At 37.1% G+C, this 18,704-nt stretch carries 13 protein-coding genes; 3 read left to right on the top strand and 10 right to left on the bottom strand.

Going from position 1 to position 18,704, the window contains the following annotated elements:
• Position 1 precedes the first annotated feature (1 nt).
• Together IPK35_15960 and IPK35_15955 are read right to left on the bottom strand one after the other, a co-directional pair.
• A complete protein-coding gene (locus IPK35_15960; protein MBK8054711.1) occupies positions 2 to 1,858 on the bottom strand; it encodes a DUF3857 domain-containing protein in 1,857 nt (618 codons plus the stop codon).
• Positions 1,859 to 1,972: 114 nt separating this feature from the next.
• A complete protein-coding gene (locus tag IPK35_15955; GenBank protein MBK8054710.1) occupies positions 1,973 to 3,757 on the bottom strand; it encodes a tetratricopeptide repeat protein in 1,785 nt (594 codons plus the stop codon).
• 303 nt (positions 3,758 to 4,060) lie between these two features.
• Here IPK35_15955 and IPK35_15950 point away from each other — a divergent pair, with 303 nt between their 5' ends.
• From IPK35_15950 to IPK35_15940, 3 genes are all read left to right on the top strand, one after another.
• The gene (locus tag IPK35_15950) at positions 4,061 to 4,939 is read left to right on the top strand and encodes a thioredoxin family protein (GenBank protein ID MBK8054709.1); all 879 of its coding nucleotides are present in this window, start codon (positions 4,061 to 4,063) and stop codon (positions 4,937 to 4,939) included.
• A 68-nt stretch (positions 4,940 to 5,007) separates the two neighbouring features.
• Entirely contained in the window at positions 5,008 to 5,334 is a 327-nt protein-coding gene (locus IPK35_15945; protein ID MBK8054708.1) for a multidrug efflux SMR transporter, read from the top strand.
• 547 nt (positions 5,335 to 5,881) lie between these two features.
• Complete coding sequence (locus IPK35_15940; GenBank protein ID MBK8054707.1) at positions 5,882 to 7,555, top strand: formate--tetrahydrofolate ligase; 1,674 nt, start codon at positions 5,882 to 5,884, stop codon at positions 7,553 to 7,555.
• 44 nt (positions 7,556 to 7,599) lie between these two features.
• Here IPK35_15940 and IPK35_15935 read toward each other — a convergent pair whose 3' ends face one another.
• The 8 genes from IPK35_15935 to IPK35_15900 all read right to left on the bottom strand — a co-directional run bounded on the left by IPK35_15935 (position 7,600) and on the right by IPK35_15900 (position 18,474).
• A complete protein-coding gene (locus IPK35_15935; GenBank protein MBK8054706.1) occupies positions 7,600 to 7,944 on the bottom strand; it encodes a hypothetical protein in 345 nt (114 codons plus the stop codon).
• A gap of 429 nt (positions 7,945 to 8,373) precedes the next feature.
• A complete protein-coding gene (locus tag IPK35_15930) occupies positions 8,374 to 9,723 on the bottom strand; it encodes an IS4 family transposase (protein MBK8054705.1) in 1,350 nt (449 codons plus the stop codon).
• A gap of 77 nt (positions 9,724 to 9,800) precedes the next feature.
• Positions 9,801 to 11,150 (bottom strand): MFS transporter, encoded by a 1,350-nt coding sequence (locus tag IPK35_15925; GenBank protein ID MBK8054704.1) that lies wholly within the window; start codon positions 11,148 to 11,150, stop codon positions 9,801 to 9,803.
• A 21-nt stretch (positions 11,151 to 11,171) separates the two neighbouring features.
• A complete protein-coding gene (locus IPK35_15920) occupies positions 11,172 to 12,557 on the bottom strand; it encodes an alpha-amylase (protein ID MBK8054703.1) in 1,386 nt (461 codons plus the stop codon).
• 139 nt (positions 12,558 to 12,696) lie between these two features.
• Entirely contained in the window at positions 12,697 to 14,109 is a 1,413-nt protein-coding gene (locus IPK35_15915) for an IS66 family transposase (GenBank protein ID MBK8054702.1), read from the bottom strand.
• Positions 14,110 to 14,381: 272 nt separating this feature from the next.
• Complete coding sequence (locus IPK35_15910) at positions 14,382 to 15,800, bottom strand: DUF1501 domain-containing protein (GenBank protein ID MBK8054701.1); 1,419 nt, start codon at positions 15,798 to 15,800, stop codon at positions 14,382 to 14,384.
• A gap of 44 nt (positions 15,801 to 15,844) precedes the next feature.
• Positions 15,845 to 17,689, bottom strand: coding sequence for a DUF1800 domain-containing protein (locus IPK35_15905; GenBank protein MBK8054700.1), 1,845 nt, complete (start codon positions 17,687 to 17,689; stop codon positions 15,845 to 15,847).
• Positions 17,686 to 18,474, bottom strand: coding sequence for a T9SS type A sorting domain-containing protein (locus IPK35_15900; protein MBK8054699.1), 789 nt, complete (start codon positions 18,472 to 18,474; stop codon positions 17,686 to 17,688). The genes IPK35_15905 and IPK35_15900 overlap by 4 nt, the downstream gene beginning before the upstream one ends.
• Between the last annotated feature and the right edge of the window lie 230 nt (positions 18,475 to 18,704).

Below are 18,704 nucleotides of genomic sequence, written 5' to 3'. Positions count from 1 at the left end.
ATTATTTTATATGTATAATTGACTTTTTCATAGATTCTCGTATTTCTTCTACAAATGTAAAAAAACTTTGGTATTCTGACAACGGGATTTTGTTTTTAAGGATCATTAATTTCCTTACGCAAAGTATGTCGCTATTTTCCAACACTTGATAACCCTCACTAAATTGACCAAATTTAGAACTAATATTAATATTTTTTGGAAATTTTATGTCAATATTATCGGATATGATTGGATGAATAACTATACTGTCGAGAGAATACAACGGAGAAGAGAGACATACGTCAGTTTTTCTTTTTTCGGGTTTTTCAAGGTTTGGGAGATCGGTTTCCATCACTTTGAAATAGAAGTTTTTATTTATCTTTCTTACTAAATTGTGTATGTATCCGGAGGCTTTAACATGATACGAAGGTATACCTGATCGTGAAATTTCGTATTTCAAATCAAATGTTTTCAATTTATTTAACTTTAATAAGTCTAATATTAAATCATTTTTTTCATCATTATGTTGTCTTTCAATACCAGTTAATTTTTCAAATTCTGCACCTTTGAATATGGATGAAATTTCAAATTTAGTAGTTTGGGATGTATCGATTGTGTATTTGTGATTGGTTATTTCTCCGGTATTGTAATAGTTAAGTTCCGGGAGATCAATGAGTTTACTGTTAACGCCGTCCACCCATAATGCTTTCCTACCTTGAGTGAAAGTTCCTAAATAATTTGGAGGAAAACTTTCTGCTGTATTTTCCAACCAAATCGTGTCATGTGATAAAGGAATGCCCAATATGACATGATTAAATTGATGTCCCGGCATACTGGTATTAAGATTTGGTGGGCTTACTCCTGCGTAAACCAATGTATAATATGACTCAATACCAAAATACTTAAGTAGTGCTTTCATATACATGGTGAGTGCTTTGCAGTCCCCGTACCTGTTAGTACATACATATCCGGGAGGGTAGGGTTTGAGATTCCCTTCTTTAACGGACACATTGACATATCTGGTACTTTTTTGTCTGTGTTCATGCAGTAGCTCAATTATTTTTAATGTATCCTTTGTACTCCCGACCAGTTCACTTACGGTGGACTTTTCATTTACAGTAAGTTGATCCAAACCAGTATTAAGTGAATGTACCCATGCGCCGTAATCTTTCCATGATACATTGGAGCCATCCTTATAGTAATGAAATAATTCAGGGTTGACTACAACTGATGACCCTATTCCATCAATGGGCTGACCCAGGATTTCGTCGCTAAATATAACTTTGTTTTTGGCATGCCAAGTGTATACTTTAGTATCTTTTTTTTCCTCTACCCGGTGTTCAATGTCGGGATCATTGTAATACATTATATTAAAGTCTACTGGTGTTTCCACTCTCAAAGAAGCAGATAAAGTTGGTACGTTATAGAACAGTATCGGATACCAATTTGCTATTTGTATAAATTCTTTTTTTACAATCGTATAGCTAAATTTAACATGATATGGGTACTTATTCCAGACCATCATTATTTCTTTTACAAAATTATCCTCATAGAAGCTTCCATCACTAATTTCATGTTTTGTAATTATTTCGTCTTTGCTAATTTTTCTAAGCAGATGTCCCAATGTATCTGTAATGATGACTTCAGAGATATCTACTTTATCATCTTTTTGAAAATACACTCTGATGAGTCCTAATTTAGCCTCAGTTTTGTTATTAATCCTTATTTCTGCTTTTTGCGTTTTAATTTTTTGATTCTTTACAATTTTTATGTAAGTATCATCAGATAGCACCTGCCCTTCCAACAAAAAGGGATGAATGATAATCAAAATTGTTTTTAATATGAAATTGTACAGTTTTACGGCATTTATTTTTTTCATCGTTGGCAGATATTAGTAATTTACATTTTTCATGACAAAGTTTAGCCAGCCTGCCTTGTCCCCAGCCAGGTCAGCGTTATAATTTTCGCATTCAATTTTTCTGTTTAGGATACATCATAACTCAAGCAGTCGCTTCCTTGCATCTGCATTATTTGGATTGATTTCAAGTGCCTTCTTAATATCGGCGATAGCTTTAGTATTATCTCCTGCGCCGATGAAAGATAAGCCTCGGTGATAATAAATGTTGTCCGTACCCACTCCTATTTCAATGGCTTTTGTCAAAGTGGTGATGGCATCCTGATACCTACCGGCATTGAGTTGACTCATGCCCAGGACCGGCAGAATATCTCCTTCCTTGTAGGGCATGATTTTTAATGCATCTGTGAAAGCTTTCATACTCTCTGCTGGATTGGTTTGGAGTTGCGCAATACCCAGATTATAAAAGATATTGCCTTTTGTCGGATCAATTTCGAGTGCTTTTTTGTACATGGAGATGGCTTTATTGACAAATTCCTGTTTTTTTTCAGGTTGCTGGTCACTCATGGTACCATAGCTGTTTCCCAGACCTTCGTACACATCGGCACGTTGACATCCATCAGCTATAGCTATTTCAAAATCTTCCATCGCTCCGGGTATATTGCCTGTTTTACCCCTGTTATTTCCACGGTTGGCAAGTACCAGATCTTCTTTAGGATAATATTGCAAAACCTGAGTCCAGAGATTTTCGCTATTCTTCCATACTTCGATTTGGGATTTTGTTTTGAAAGTTAGAAAAATGACAAATACCCCTGCCATAGCCGTAAATCCATAAATATATAAGTTCCCTTTTTCCTTTATCCTCTCATCTACCAAAGAAAAAAGCATAAATGCCAGGCCTATGTAAGGAACATAAGAATACCTGTCAGCCATGATAGCCAGACCTACAGACATAAACTGAAGGACCAAAGCCACTGTAACGAAGTAAAATCCTACCCCAAAAGTGACCACTTTCCTTTTCATAAAGCTATATATAGCAACTGCCATCACCGAAATAAAAGCCAAAGGATACAATAGGCTTCCTGCCCCAGAAAGTTTATCGTCATCTGGATAGGGATAGAAAGCACAAATCTCCAGCGGATAAAAAAACTTAATGATATATTGCACAAAACCATATGAGGCAAACTGAAATCTCTGCCATAAAGTAAACACATCAGCTTCAGCCACCGCAACTGATTTTTCCCCTGCTAATGTCAGCATTCCACCAAAATCTCCACCACTCTGAACACTGATAGTCATCAGACCAAAAAATAGGGATACCACGAAAAATGGTAATTTCTCAAGCCAAGGCTTATACTCTTTTAATGATCTTTCTTTCAAAATATCCAGCAATATCCATATAACAGGAATGATGACCGCCATAGCTTTGGACAGCACACTTAAGATAAAAAACAATCCGGCCAGAACCAGCCATTTCATCGTAAACTTATCCAAATATTTCCAATACGCGATACATGACAATAGAAGGAAAAAAGTATACAGCACATCCTTCCTTTCCGAAATCCACACTACCGACTCTACATGCATCGGGTGCAATGCGAAAACCATGGCTGTGAAAAAAGCTACAAGCCATCTACTATTGCTTATCAGTACTATAAAAGCGAATACAAGTAAACTATTGATGATATGAAGCCAAACATTCATTTTAATAAATGGAGCAGGCTTCAGTTTTTTAATATCTTTAGGAACTTGCCATGTGAGGGTTGTCATCGTTACGGGATGATAGTTGAGTGAAACCGGTGTTTTCCAAAGCTTCGAATATTCTTTTTTCAGTACCAATGGTTGTTCTTCAACATAAACCTGATCGTCCCAGTTGACAAACTCATTTCCAAAGGACTCTTTATATATGAAAAAAAGTGACAATAGTTATTAGAAAACAAAACATTGATCCCTTGATAAGTGCACTATCCCAAAGCTTTACCGAAGCCTTTTCCGAAACTTGCTGTTTAACTTTGGATTTACTCATTATATCTATATTTACAAATGATGAACAAATATAATATTTAGTACAAATTTTATAGAAAATTACCTTAAAATATTTAACACCGACTTGAGGAAAAAGAAAAAGTCCTATACTATCTTTTACAATTCATAAAAATCTCATAACTTTGAAGTTAGTATCCGTTAAAATAAAATTTGTATCCAAAGAGTTTATTAACTTTAGAAATGAGCATATCATATTTAATAGTGTTTAAAAATCAGAAAGCAGTGAAAGTGATTGTTTTGTCAGCATTTTTGACATTTTCATATATCCAGATGTTCGGTATCAATTTTAGCAGTTTGACAGTTACCGAATCTCTTAAAAGAGCCAGAGAACAAAACAAAAAAGTGTATGTCTTTTTTTCATCTGACAACTGTATGGCTTGTACAATGATGAAAAATGGAGTTTTCAGGGATGAGTTGGTTTCTGAAATGGTAGACAAAAACCTGATTGCCGTCATTGTCAGCATGGATAAATCTATTGCAAAAGAATGGAAAAGTGAATATTATATCAAAAGCTTGCCTACTTGCCTGATCCTGGATGATGACGGCGACGAAGTCAGTCGTTATGAAGGTGGTATGGGTACCGCACTGTTCAAAGAGTTTATAAATAGTGCTATAGATGTCAGCGCTTCAGGTAAGCAGCAAAAAACTGTAGAAGTATCTCCCAGCCCGGAAGAAGTTGTAAAACCCGAACCACCTGTAGTCACTACTTCTGCACCTGGCAACACTACATCCACAACCGTAAACCAGCCAGTTCCTGTAGCCGATAAAATCGTTCATTCAGAAAAATCAGATGCTGAAGTCATAAAAAACAGCACTTCCCATATCAAAGGAGAGTATTATATTCAATTTGGTGCATTTGCAACATTAAATAAAGCGAAGGAACACAAAAACAACGTTGCAAAAAAATGTTTGGAAGAAACTACCATTATAAATGAAGGGAATATAAAAACTCTGTTTAAATTAGTGTCTTCCCAATCATACCCAAAATCTGAAATGGATAAAAAACTGAAACAGTTGAAATCAAAAGGAATAGATTGTTTCCAGAAATTGTCTAATTAAAAATTACTTAAATCAATGAGAATTGTTGAGAAAACTAACTGCTTACATAAAATAATGAAACAAAAAAAATGAAAGGGTATATATTTCTTATCCTGACCATCATCTTTGAAACCATAGCCATCATACTCATGAAAAAGGCGGATGGCGTCACCCACAAATGGTACTTAATGACCGGTGGAGTGTGTTATGCTGCGACGTTTTTCCTTCTTGCTATGGCCTTAAAATATCTGCCTATGGGTTATACCAATGCAGTTTGGGCTGGCACCAGTACTTTTTTAGTTTATATGGCTGGCATAATCTGGTTTAAGGACAAAACTTCCTTCACAGAGATGTTTTTTGTGGCATGTATCATCACAGGTATCGTGGGCTTAAACTATTTGCAAAAAGGAAAATAACGTAGAGTTACCAGTAAGTAAAAAAAATAAAAGGAGACGAGGTGTTAAATTAAAAGGGTGTACCCCAAAATTGCACTATATTATATAACCTAAAAATCTAAAATGATAATCTATTACGACCTCCAAATACTTCAAAATCAGCCTCCTGAGGGATCACTTTAGCTTCGCACCATAGTGGTGACTATGATTTGTCGCTAAAAGTGCTTATTTTCTTGTATTTGAAGCTCTCACTACGAATCTCATTTTAGATATTTAGGTATAATTTATTTTAAGTTTCCAATTTAGTGTTTTATCATAGTAGTTAAGAGTTAAAGGGTGGGTCGTCTCAAGCGAAGCTTGACAAGCTCTTCAGTGCCTGCCAAGCTATGCTTGGGAATGAGGGTAGTGGGCAGTTTAAACAATTTTAGTGCAAAAATGGGATACACCCAATTAAGAGGACGCAAGGAGACTGATTAACATCATCTGAAAATCAACATCACACCAACCAAAATCATATTTTAGTCATTTGATATGTACCATATTTGCACCATCTAATCATTGAACACATATGTCCACATTTCCCAGCGATATCCAGATCGCACAATCCGCACACATCAGTCACATCCGTGAGATAGCTTCCAAACTTCAGATCGCAGAAGATGATCTAGAGTATTATGGAAAATATAAGGCAAAATTACCACTCTCCTTACAGAAAAAAAATCCCGAAGGTAAGCTCATTTTGGTCACTGCCATGTCGCCGACAAAATATGGTGAAGGCAAAACCACGATGGCTATCGGCCTTGCTGATGGATTAAATCACATAGGAAAAAAAGCCATTGCAGTACTCAGGGAGCCATCTTTAGGTCCTGTATTCGGTGTGAAAGGAGGTGCCGCAGGAGGTGGTTATGCACAAGTCATACCTATGGAAGATATCAATTTGCATTTTACAGGTGATTTTTCCGCCGTCGAAAAAGCAAATAATCTATTATCTGCCATGATCGATAACAATATTCAGAACAAACAATTTTCACTTAATCTGGATCCTCGCACCATACTATGGAAGAGAGTGATGGATATGAATGACAGAGCACTCCGGCAAATCATCATCGGTATAGGTGGAAAAGCCAATGGCATCATGCGCGAGGACGGATTCAATATCACACCGGCCTCTGAAATCATGGCCATTCTGTGCCTTTCTTCTGATCTGGAAGACCTTAAAAAGAGGATAGGAAATATCTATGTTGGCCAGACATATGACGGCAATCCGGTTTTTGCAAGAGACATCAAAGCGGTAGGAGCTATGACAGTTCTATTAAAAGATGCCATCAAACCGAATCTTGTCCAAACTCTGGAAGCTAACCCTGCAATACTTCACGGCGGACCTTTTGCCAGTATAGCTCAGGGAACCAATACGGTCATAGCTACACGTATGGGTTTATCACTGGGTGATTATGTAGTCACTGAAGCAGGATTTGGCGCTGATCTGGGTGCTGAAAAGTTTTTCCATATTAAGTGCACCAAATCAGGACTAAAACCCAATGCTGTAATTGTGGTGGCAACTGTACGTGCCTTAAAACATCATGGCGGAGCGAGTAAAGATAGTCTTGCAAAGGAAGATTTGACAGCAGTACGAAAGGGATTTTGTAATCTTGAAAAACATATTGAAAATATCCAACATTTTGGCATCAATCCTATAGTGTGTATCAATGCCTTTCCTTCTGACACAGCGGCAGAATTGCAATTGGTCAAAGATCTATGTTCAGAAAAAGGATCCGATGCTGTAGTGAGTACTGCTTTTTCTGATGGTGGTAAAGGTTCTGCCGCACTTGCAGAAGCAGTTGTCCGCCTTATCGATGCGGGAGTCAACCACTATCATCCACTTTACCAACTGAGTGATACCATCGAACATAAACTAAAAACAGTCGCCACAAAAATATATGGAGCAGAAGGAGTGGAATATGCTTCAAAAGCCAGGACTCAGCTGGCATTGATCAACAAACTTGGCTTTAATGAGTTTCCGGTTTGTATGGCAAAAACACCTTTGAGTTTTTCTGATGATGAGAAAAAAACAGGAAGACCCACAGGATTTAAAGTGACAGTGCGAGAATTTGAATACGCTGCAGGAGCCGGATTTGTGGTACCATTGCTGGGAGATGTGATGCGTATGCCGGGATTGCCATCCATACCAAGTGCGGAACATATTGATATAAGTATAGATGGAAAGGTTACCGGTTTGTTTTAAGGAAAAGTTCTTCCATTTTCTTTCAAAAATTACCTAAAATCAGTTTATTTGATTTTTACCGCCAGATTATAGTAATTATTTACTGCCCCTAATACTTCATATTCGAAATAATATGAATTTATAAAAGATTCGAATGCAAGGAATTCGTGATTTGGCACATTAAACTCATCGAAGATGATGATGTCTCCTGATTTCAGAAATGGTGCCAGAGATGTCAGTACATACAATGTGGACGAAAACAGATCTGCGTCCATGTGTATTACAAGCCTTTTATTCAAATCATGTCTATGAGTAGATATAAATCCCGGTAAAGTTTGTTGGAAAAGTCCTTGAAAAAAATGATGACGCTGATCATTGTCGATAATAGGAGGATTATTTCCATTAGACATATCTCCTTTTTTGAAATGTCCCCCATCTTCAGGCAATCCTGTGAATGTATCAAAGCCATAAAATATTACATCCTGAGATTTTATTTGGTCAACCCACCATCGGAAAGAACCTCCATTGGCAACTCCAAACTCCAGGTAACGAAAACCATCTTTTGCAATTGTTCCTTTGTAATAATGTATTTGTACAATTCATTCCTTTTAGCTCATACCCGCTCCGAACTATAGAAATCATTAAATGATAAATTATGATGCTGGTGCACCCATTTAGATAGCCTTATAATATTTGAAAACGTAGCCATGGGTCTTTCTAAAAGAGAAAAGAGGGTATGCAGCATCCATTTAAAAAATAAACCTTTTGTTTTTTGAAGTAATTTGAGCATCAGAAAAATTTGAATAGCTTACTTTTAATTCAATGTCATTAACTTAAGGCTAAACCTGGGCATAAATTCTATGATATTTTGTTTTGGGGATTTTAGGTCGTGGAAATTTTCGCCCTTTTCTTATAGGTTCAGTTGTTTTAAGCAAGAATTCTATGATTGAATTGATTGATTCTTTTATTCTACCTCTTATAAACCAATCAACGACACCCTTTTTTAATGCACCTATGACGTTTGTGAGATTTACTTGATGAGTAAATTTTTCTTTGGGTTGTTGCCTTAATAGATCATCTACTGGATTGGCAACTGAAACGGCAATATTTAGTATCATTATTTTGACAAAGAAGTCTTGTTTTATACCATTCTCTGATTTTCCGCTGAAGTTTTCTAATTTGACTTTATGTTTTAAATGGCGATAAGTGGTTTCTACAGGCCACCTTAGCCCATACAGCTCCTTAAGATCTTCTATGGTCACATCCTGCTCATCTACTAAGCTGGTAAGTAGTATTTCTGTTTCTCCACTTTCAAGCTCAATTCTTACCAATCTAACTTTGATGGACCTATGAATGATACCCAATTCATTGGCTCTTTCCTTATATTTTGCTGGCAATGTTAATGTTACAATCCTACTCTTTTCCCCACTGTTATAAAATGATTCCGATACTTTCCACCAGTTTTTCTTCATGCGAAAACAAAATTCTTTATTGATCGAATCTAGATAGAATATCAGTTCATGTGAAGCGTAATATCTGTCAAATATATATAAATCTACATGAGTTTCTAGCTTGGGATAGTTGGCTAATTGTGGCAACATTTTCCAAAATAATTCACTCTCTGATTTATTAATGCTATCGATATCACTCTTTATAGTCAATTTATTAAGCACATCAAAAACTTGAATTGCTCGTGACATACATATCTTCTTCCCATCTTCTCTTTGCTTAAATGTGCCCCATAGATTGATCATCTCCTTAGAGTTGGGTACCTCAGCTGTTGAGCCATCTACTGCAAATAAACGATGATCTTTCCAAATCAAGACGTTTTCAGATAGCCTATAGTGATTAGTTACGTAAACGTCGTTCAACTCAACAAACGCGGTATATTTTAACTTTTTTCGGGCTTTACTAAAAGCTGCGGCACTGACTCCTGCCAAATCTGCCCGGTTTTCTCTTATCGCTTCTATAAAATCCAAGAGCTCTCTCCGTATCGATCGTTGCAGTTGTGTCAAGAAAAATATTATTAAGTTCTTGATAGTGAACACTCTATCCCTTGTAAAGGACGTTTTGTCGCCCTTATGTTCGCATTTAAAGTGCTCATGATCTATATGTTTTAAAGTTATGTCAAGGTTGTCAATTAATGGTGTTACATTTAATACTTCCCCTATTACTATAGGATAGTGCAAATATATTACTTTTCTATATCTTTGCCTATTATTTCTCTTAAGTTAATGACATTGACTTTTAATGTATAAAATTTTGATTATCTCTTCAATGCAGGGTCATCGTGATCCTTAACAAATGTGGACGCTAAAGCACCTAATATCATAAATACACCGGACATCACTAATGCAAAGATGGCATGATCTCCATACAAATTGTGTAATATAGGGCCTCCAAACAATCCATTAGTAATTTGCGGTATCGTGATGAAAAAGTTGAAAATCCCCATGTATATTCCCATTTTGTGAGCAGGAATTGATCCTGCCAACATAGCATAAGGCATAGCCAGAATACTTGCCCAAGCCATTCCAACACCTATCATCGAATATACCAGATGATCGGGATTTCCAATAAAATAAATTGAAATGAGTCCTAAACCACCAGCAACCAAGGATAGAGAATGGGTATATTTCCTTCCAATTTTTGCAGCTATGGACGGGAGTAAAAATGCATAAATGGCAGATACTAAGTTATAAATACCAAAAATATAACCTACTTTATTACCAGCCTCCTGATATAGAGGGGAAGTCGTATCATTGGCTGCAAGTCCATAAACATGCTCGGCGATGGCTGGGGTACTATATACCCACATACCAAAAAGTGCAAACCAGGAGCAAAACTGCACTAAACCCAATTGCTTCATCGCCTCAGGCATCTTGCTAAAATCATTCACTATCGCTGTGATGACATTTGAAGTAGAAATATTATCATGCTCTTCGCCGGCATCATCAAAATTCGCCAACTCTTCCGGGCTGTATTCTGATGTCGTAAAAATAGTCCAGAGTATAGCTGCTAAGAGTACCAAAGCTCCGGCTACAAATGCATATATAACATTAGCCGGAACAGAACCATCAGGAGCAGTACCTGAAACTCCGAACCAATCCACCAGTATAGTTGGCAACCATGAACCTATCACAGCTCCAAGACCAATCAATACTGTTTGAATGGCAAAGCCTGCCGTTCTTTGATCTGTTGATAATTTATCTGCCACCAATGCTCTGAATGGCTCCATGGCAACATTAAATGATGCATCCATGATCATGAGCATACCTGCTCCTACCCATAAGGCAGGTAGGAATGCAGTAAATAAGCCGGCATTTGGCATAAGCATGAGACCAATAGATGCCATGATCGCACCTACCAGGAAATAAGGCTTCCTGCGGCCCAATTTTGTCCAGGTTTTATCTGAATAATGCCCGATCAGGGGTTGGACCAACATACCAGTAATGGGAGCAACCAACCAGAACCAACCTAATTGGTGGGTATCGGCACCAAGAGTTTGTAAAATTCTGGATGCGTTGGCATTTTGCAGCGCAAAACCTGCCTGTATACCAAGAAAACCAACGGACATATTCCATATGGCAGCACTGGATAATAATGGCTTCTTCATGTGGCTTGTTTTTATTTATTATTATGATTTGACTACCAGATATGACCAAGGTGCAAGTTCGACTTTATCTCCGGCCTTGATTTCTTTTTTACTATTGCTGAAAACTTCAGTACCTGATATGTTTACATCAGAAATAACAAATTGTTTATGTTTACTGAGATTGATGATGACGAATATTTTATTTCCATCTTTCTCTCTCAAAAATGCATACACATCTTCATCATGCATAATTCGCTGTAACTTGCCGCCATACGCCGCATTCCACAATGCAGGATTATCGTGCTTGAGTTTATTAAGGGTTTTATAAAAATCAGCATAAGCATAATCCTTAAAACCTATATCATCTTTTTCAAAAAATTCAAGTCTCTTGGGCATCGGTTCTTCCTGACCGCTATAGGTAAGCGGGATGCCATCAATGGTATTGACCAAGACAGCAAAGGCTTTATGCGCTTCACCCATTCTTTCTATCTCAGAGCCCGACCAAGAATTCTCATCATGATTGGATATAAAATGCATATACAATCCTTTCTGAGCTTTTGGTCTTTCATGTTGATACCACTCATCGATAGCCGAAGCTCTCTTTTTGCCTTTTGCTATATCATTGAGTGTGTGATGTAAACTCCATCCATATATAGCATGAAAACAGTCTCGATTGAGATGGTCATGTACTTCTGATTCAGCAAGCATAAACAAGTCCGGTTTGGCTGCTTTGAGCTGATGAGTTGTTTCCAACCAGAAATCCAAAGGTACTAAAAGTGCCATATCATGCCGAAATCCATCGATTTTATAGTCCCTGATCCAGAATAACATGTCTTCTACAGCATTTTTTCTCATGTTTTGATTATTATAATCCAGATCCGCAACGTCAGTCCATCCCATAGATTGACCATGTTCATTGAGCGGATCTATGATGTTACCCGTAGAGTCTTTGGTATAGTAGTCGGGATGATTTTTTATCCATACATGATCCCAACCTGTATGATTGGGCACCCAATCCAGGATCACCTTCATACCAAGCTGGTGTGCTTCATCGATTACGGCCTTAAATTCAGTTATAGTTCCAAACTTGGGGTTGGTTGTTCTAAAATCTGATACTGCATAATAGCTACCAAGACTCCCTTTCTTTTTGGTCTCACTTATCGGGAATATAGGCATAAACCACAAAATATCCACACCCATTTCTTTAAGTCGTGGCAGATGATTTTTAAATGAATTAAAAGTGCCTTCAGGTGTGTATTGCCTGACATTGACTTCGTAAATATTGGCATTTTTAGCCCATTCAGGCAATTCGAAATTTGACATATTTTCTGTTTTGGTGATATTTGTTGCCTTTTCTGATCCTGATTTACATGACGTAATAAGAAATAATGACATAACGACCAAGGGAAAAAACCACGAAGCTCTCATATACATATTTTTAGGACAACTGATGATTTGAAACAAATTTTGCCTAAAACTAATACATTTTTCGAAAGTACAAAAAGATTGAAATAAAATAAGGTGTCTTTAGGACAATTAGCTTGAAAAAAATAAAAAATCAAGGTAACTATTCAGGACTTAAGGTCAAATTTTCATATGTGAATAGTGTGATTAATGACTGAAAAACATCGCAAGATTGTTTTTTCATTGTTGAGATTGCAGACATGATAGTTGCATAACATTGTGCGCCATTTAGTGATCTAAAACATCCGGATACTTTTTGCTTTATCTTACAATGTCTTAAATCTCTCTCAGCTTGGTTGTTTGTAAATGGAATCATTGGATTAAACGCAAATTCCAGTACTTGGTGCATATATTCTTCTAGCCTTAGGATTAAATTTAGTCCTTTTGATTTTTTCATCCGACCTCTTTTACCTGATCTTTTAGGTTCGGGCTCTTCTAATTTCCCTTCATTTAGTATAGTTTTATATCTCTGGAATATTTGTTGCTTTATCGACTGATTGTGATGATGGTCTTGGTGTAATAATTCATAGTAAAGTTCCTTAAATTTGTGAGCCCATCGTGATTGGTAATCAACTAATGAATCTAATTCTCTTGTTATGTGTGCTCCACACGGATTGTGTTTTGATGAACTTAGGCCAAAATAGCTCTTAAAAAAATCATGTATTAGGTTCCCTCTATATTTTTCAATCACTTCATCAAATGACTGACTTCCCCTCTTTGCGTGCACTCTCAAATAGGTATATTTATCTGTGCTCAATACATGCATCCAATGCAATAAAACATCTACTATTATGCCAGTCTCGTCCGCGTGCAATACGGATGATTTAAGTAAGGCTTGTTTAATTTCTTCTTCAAAGTCCTTTAAGTATGTCGAACCTTTTGTGATGAAATTACACACACTACCTTTAGATATCGGCAGACCAAATAAATCGTTTGTTAAATTTGCTACCTTCTCATAAGGAACTTTATACTCTACATTTAACATCGTACAAAATGCTTTGATCGCAGGGCCATATTGGGTCTCACTCTTTATATGCATCGGGTAGTTACCAATATTGGTTTGCTTGCAACAAGGACAGACTTTGATATGGCGCTGATGTTCTGTTATTATATGCCTTATCTCTATATCGTATTCCTGTCTTGTGTCAAAGATCTCAGAGCAAACATTTTGGAGGGTTTGACCGCATACACATTCATCAGGAACATGCGTCTTAACATAGTCAACAAAATCACTTTTGTGTAAGGTACTACCAGTGTGATTATCTTGTCCGCCTATTTTACCACCTTTCTTCCTTTGCTTTGAAGCCTTTATCTGTACGGGATCTTTGGATGGTGCCACATGACTATTGGTACTATTTAAGTTTAATCTATTCTCTAAACTTTTGATCTTCTCATCACGCAATGCTAACTCTTTCTCAAGATAAGCAACTCGCAATTGAAGCCGCTCCAATTCTTTTAATATGTCCTCTAAGGTTGCGATAACTTTGAATTTTATAGTGAAATTCTTTGTTATCATTCTCAAGTGAAGCACAAATATACATATTTCTATTTATTACATATGATTTTTTATACTTTTTACACCTGAATAGTTACAAATCAAGTTTAATAAATCAAATTAAAAAACCTGCTGATTTCTCACCTAAATTAGTACTTTTAAGACTAAATGCAAAAAATAAAGCAAAGAATTACCAATCAAATTGAATAAAAAAATTTGATGGCAGCTAGATCAGTGTGTATTAACTTCAACATAAAAGTTGTTTTGATAGAAAATAATTCACTAGATATCAACTATGAATTTAAAAATCCAATAGGATATTGCCCGGACATGGGGTTGTAAAAATTTCCGATATTTGGAAATAAAGTCACAAGTTCTGATGATGGTACACCATACCAAAGTGCCAATTCGGCAAAATATTTATCTGCAGATGTAGTTGGTATGAGTGATCCGCCACCAATTTCAAGCGGATTTGCATTTCCTAATGCCAAAGAAGGATATTGGCCGTAGATTTTTTTTCCATTCACAGCGCCTCCCATGATAAATACATTGCCTCCCCATGCATGATCTGTTCCATTTCCGTTTGATGTTAGTGTTCTTGAAAATTCTGATAGTGAAAATGTTGTCACTTTATCAGCCACACCTAACTGTTCGAGCGCAGCGTTAAACTGGTAGAGTGCATTATCTACTTCAGCCAGCATACCTGCCTGATTTTGAAGTAATTCGTCATGGTGATCCCAGCCTCCGTATTCTATAAAGAAAATTTGTCTTTTCATTTGGAGTGGTACGCGTCCTGCAATGGTTTTGGCTATCATTTCAAAACTTCTGGCTAAGTCACTATCCTGCGTGAAGGGTACAGTAAATGTAGGTGAACTTTCGAGCACTTTTGACAGGATGGTATTTCCATCGATAGAAGTCTTTATTGTCTTCTTATAAGTGTTCTTGAATACATCCTGATACGATGGGTTGACCATACCGTCTATGGACGCTCTTTTCATTTTATTAAAAACCCAATCCTGATTATCGTAATCAAGGATGCCAACACTTCCATACTCCGGGTGTAGAGAATATTCTACAGAATTTTCTCCGGTCTGAAATATATTTGTACCGGAGAGTGAAATATTCATAGATACATTTTGATTTTGATTGGCAGAAATCATCAGGTCCGCCATCTTGCCACCCCAGCCTTTGGCTACGCGTGCCTGAGGTACACCAGTCTGCCAATGCATCACCTGGTCTGAGTGAGAATACAAGCCTAAAGGAACCTCTACGGATCCTGCATAAAACTGTTGCTTTGTGATGGGGTGGATAAGTGTACCCACATTGGAAATAAATGCAAGTTTTCCGGCTTCAAACATTGCTTGCATCCTGACCATTGATGGATGTAATCCATATTGATTTCCATCACTTATGATAGGATTGATAGGCCTTAATACATTTTGATTAAGAGCCATATTGGATCGTGATGCTTTGTATACATTATAGGCAGCATTGTTTCTGGGTACCAACATGTTATATGAGTCCATACCTCCAGCATTCAGCAAGCAAACCAAAGCTTTATAATCATTCGATCCTGCCACTGCAGAATTGAATGAAGCAGCTGCATTCATTGTTTTTAAATTGAATAGAGTAGAGAAAACAGTAGTTGCACCTATAGCCACACAACTGGCCTGTCCGATAAATTTTCTTCGTGTAATCGATTGTGCTGTCATTTTTGTATTATCCATAAGATGCTGATAATTAATGGTTGATCATTTTATTTTACACAATTGTAATCCGGAGATATCATAAATAAGTATAAAGCCAGTCTGGTGCGCCAATATCTCCATTCAGTGTCCCAGGTCCAATACATAGGATTAAGGGCATTTCTCATAAGTTGGCGGGTCTGATCTGTAAGTTGACCATGAGTCAAAAGCTTATCCAATCTGTTGATCAATACTTCAGTATCATCACAAATTGCCTGCAAATCATTGGTGACTAATCTGACCCCATCAGGATTTTCATCTGAGCCTTCCCAGCTGTACATTAGAGAATTCCAAAACATCCAGGCATGGACTGAATTTATGTATCCGACAGCAGTTGCAGTATTGTGTAATTTAAATTCCGGTGCTACCAGATTTAACTCATCCATCTCTCCTACAGGCTCGAAGTCAGGTAGATAAAAATTAAATACGGTGGGAGATGCCATCACATGCTGCCTGGTTTCATTCAAATAGCTGAAACCATTATTCCAATACCGATTTTTATCAGATTGGGTTTGAAAAGCCCTGGATATATGAGTGTATCTTGTAAATGGTTCTCTTAGTTTGGATGCATATGGTACGCTGTACGCAGACAAAGATGATGCCTCCGGGTCCAATAAAATGGCCTTAAGGATTGCCTTCATATCACCTCTGACACCCGTACCGTTATTGGCGAATATTGCAGAAACTCTTCCTATATAAGCTGGTGAAGGATTGGATTTGACAAGTCTTTGGATAAGTCTGTAGGATACAAAAGGAGCTGTATTAGGGTGGTTAAAAAGAAAGGTAACTGCATTGTCTACTTCCGCCATAGCTGTAGCATCTGTATAACTACTGCTACCTGCTATATTATGTCCTAAAAAGGACTTGGATCCGGACTGATGCGCCCATCCAAACATTCTCATAGGGCTTGTTTTTTCGAGGCAATACATGTCTGTTCCAAATTCAGGTTGAGTTGGACAAAACATCATATTCAGTACCTGACTGCCTCCCAATCCGGTAAAAACCCTTGCTAACTGTTTGATATCATTATTGTTATAAGTGGGAATAGGTTTTCCATTGCCATCAAGCATTCTGGTGCCATCCTGACGGAGTTGATACAAGCCGATAGTAAACAGTTGCATGATTTCTCTGGCAAAATTTTCATCAGGATGTATATTGTTTGCCGGGTCTTCTGGGTGGTTATTGAGGTGACTGAGGTAATAACCCATTGCCGGATGTTTTGTTACTGCAAGTAGAATATCCTTGTAATTGCCAAAAGCATGATTTATAAAAATATCATAATACGAAGCAACACTCTCCCCCCAAGTTCCCAATTCACTATTGATAGATGTGACCAGAATCTGGCTGAGAGCATAAGCTACTTTTTGTCTCAGGAGATCCTGATTAGTCATATTTGTCTGCCACCAGGCATAATTAAAATGCAAAGAATATGGTCCAAAGGCAGTACTATCAAGTGAATGAATTTGTCTCCATATATTGGTTAGTTCAGGAAGTATTCTCTGAGGTGGTTTGGTAAATTGGTTGTCTATCCAGGCTTCATATCCCATAGAAGCAACACTATCTATGAGACCATTTGTGGCACCAAAGGTAGCCTGACCGAGAAATCTTGATGCGTCCAATATTTTTGCTTCAAGACCTGAAGCATCCATTGTTTTTGCCGCAGTAGTTCCGTTTGATTGACTACTGGCTGTGATTTTTACTCCTACATTGTGGCCAGCGCCTATATAGTCTTTGTATTGCTGCCCTTGCAAAGCTGTAAGTGCAGTTATCAGCATAAAGGTTATCCCCCCTTTTTGAATTTCAGGAGCCACCCTGACAGAAAATTTTGTATTAAATATTGAAATATTATAAATCATAGTATTTGTATTTTGATGGTTTTTACCCTATCATTTTTTATTACTTTGAATGTGTATAGCCCAGATGGTAGTCCATCTCTTTGTACTATAAGTTCCTCAGTAATGTTTTTAACCTGATGTAAAAAACTTTTGACTTGTCTTCCGGTAATGTCTGAAATATCTACTGAGATTTCTCCGGGTGGAAGGCCGGTAAGGAGGATCACAGTCTGTTGGGTAAATGGATTTGGAGATGCTGACATAGTCACTCCTTCCAAAATATCAGGGATACTATTGACAGTCGCTACAGTGCCATTAAATTTTATCTCACTAAGTCCATAACAAGATCCCCCGTGATTGGAAACCCCGGTAATTAAAATATATTTTGCTATTTTTCCAAGGAAATCCGGACCCGAAACTCCCTGGTAAAATCCCGAAGCAGGAGCCTTGGGAATCGTAAATCTTCCCCATTCTGTCCAGGTAGTACCATTGATAGAAATAGCAATTATGATGTCTTTCATTCCGTCCTCTGTCCTGCCAGGCAATCTGGAAATGCTCCATGCCTGATTATCATACGAATTGATTCTTTCAGGAACATTCAGGTTCCAGATGGTAGATTTGTTCAGGCTATATGTATCACCTAAATTGTACATGATCCAATGACTGGTGCTTCTTGCAGGATTTGGATTTGCTGTTGTCTGGCATGATAGCCAACTATCAGACAGGTTGGTTGAATGCCTTTCAGGAAATGCCTGTGAAAAGATAGGAATATTCCACTGTAAGGATATAATTAACAGAATGTATCTCATAAAACCGAATTTATCGCAACTTATTTAAAAATTTTTCTGATATATAACAGATTTATATATTCTTATAACGATTTGAATTAATTTCACCCTAAGTGCATTTATTTAAAACAATGTTTACTGAAGCTGGATACGTTTACTCCTTATCATAAACGATTTATTACTTAGGGTTATTACATTTGCAATTGTATAATAATATTTGATGATTTACCCTTTAAAACATCAAAATGTTC

Source organism: Saprospiraceae bacterium (assembly GCA_016713025.1).
Classification (GTDB): domain Bacteria; phylum Bacteroidota; class Bacteroidia; order Chitinophagales; family Saprospiraceae; genus OLB9.
This window is presented reverse-complemented; position numbering and strand designations above follow the sequence as displayed.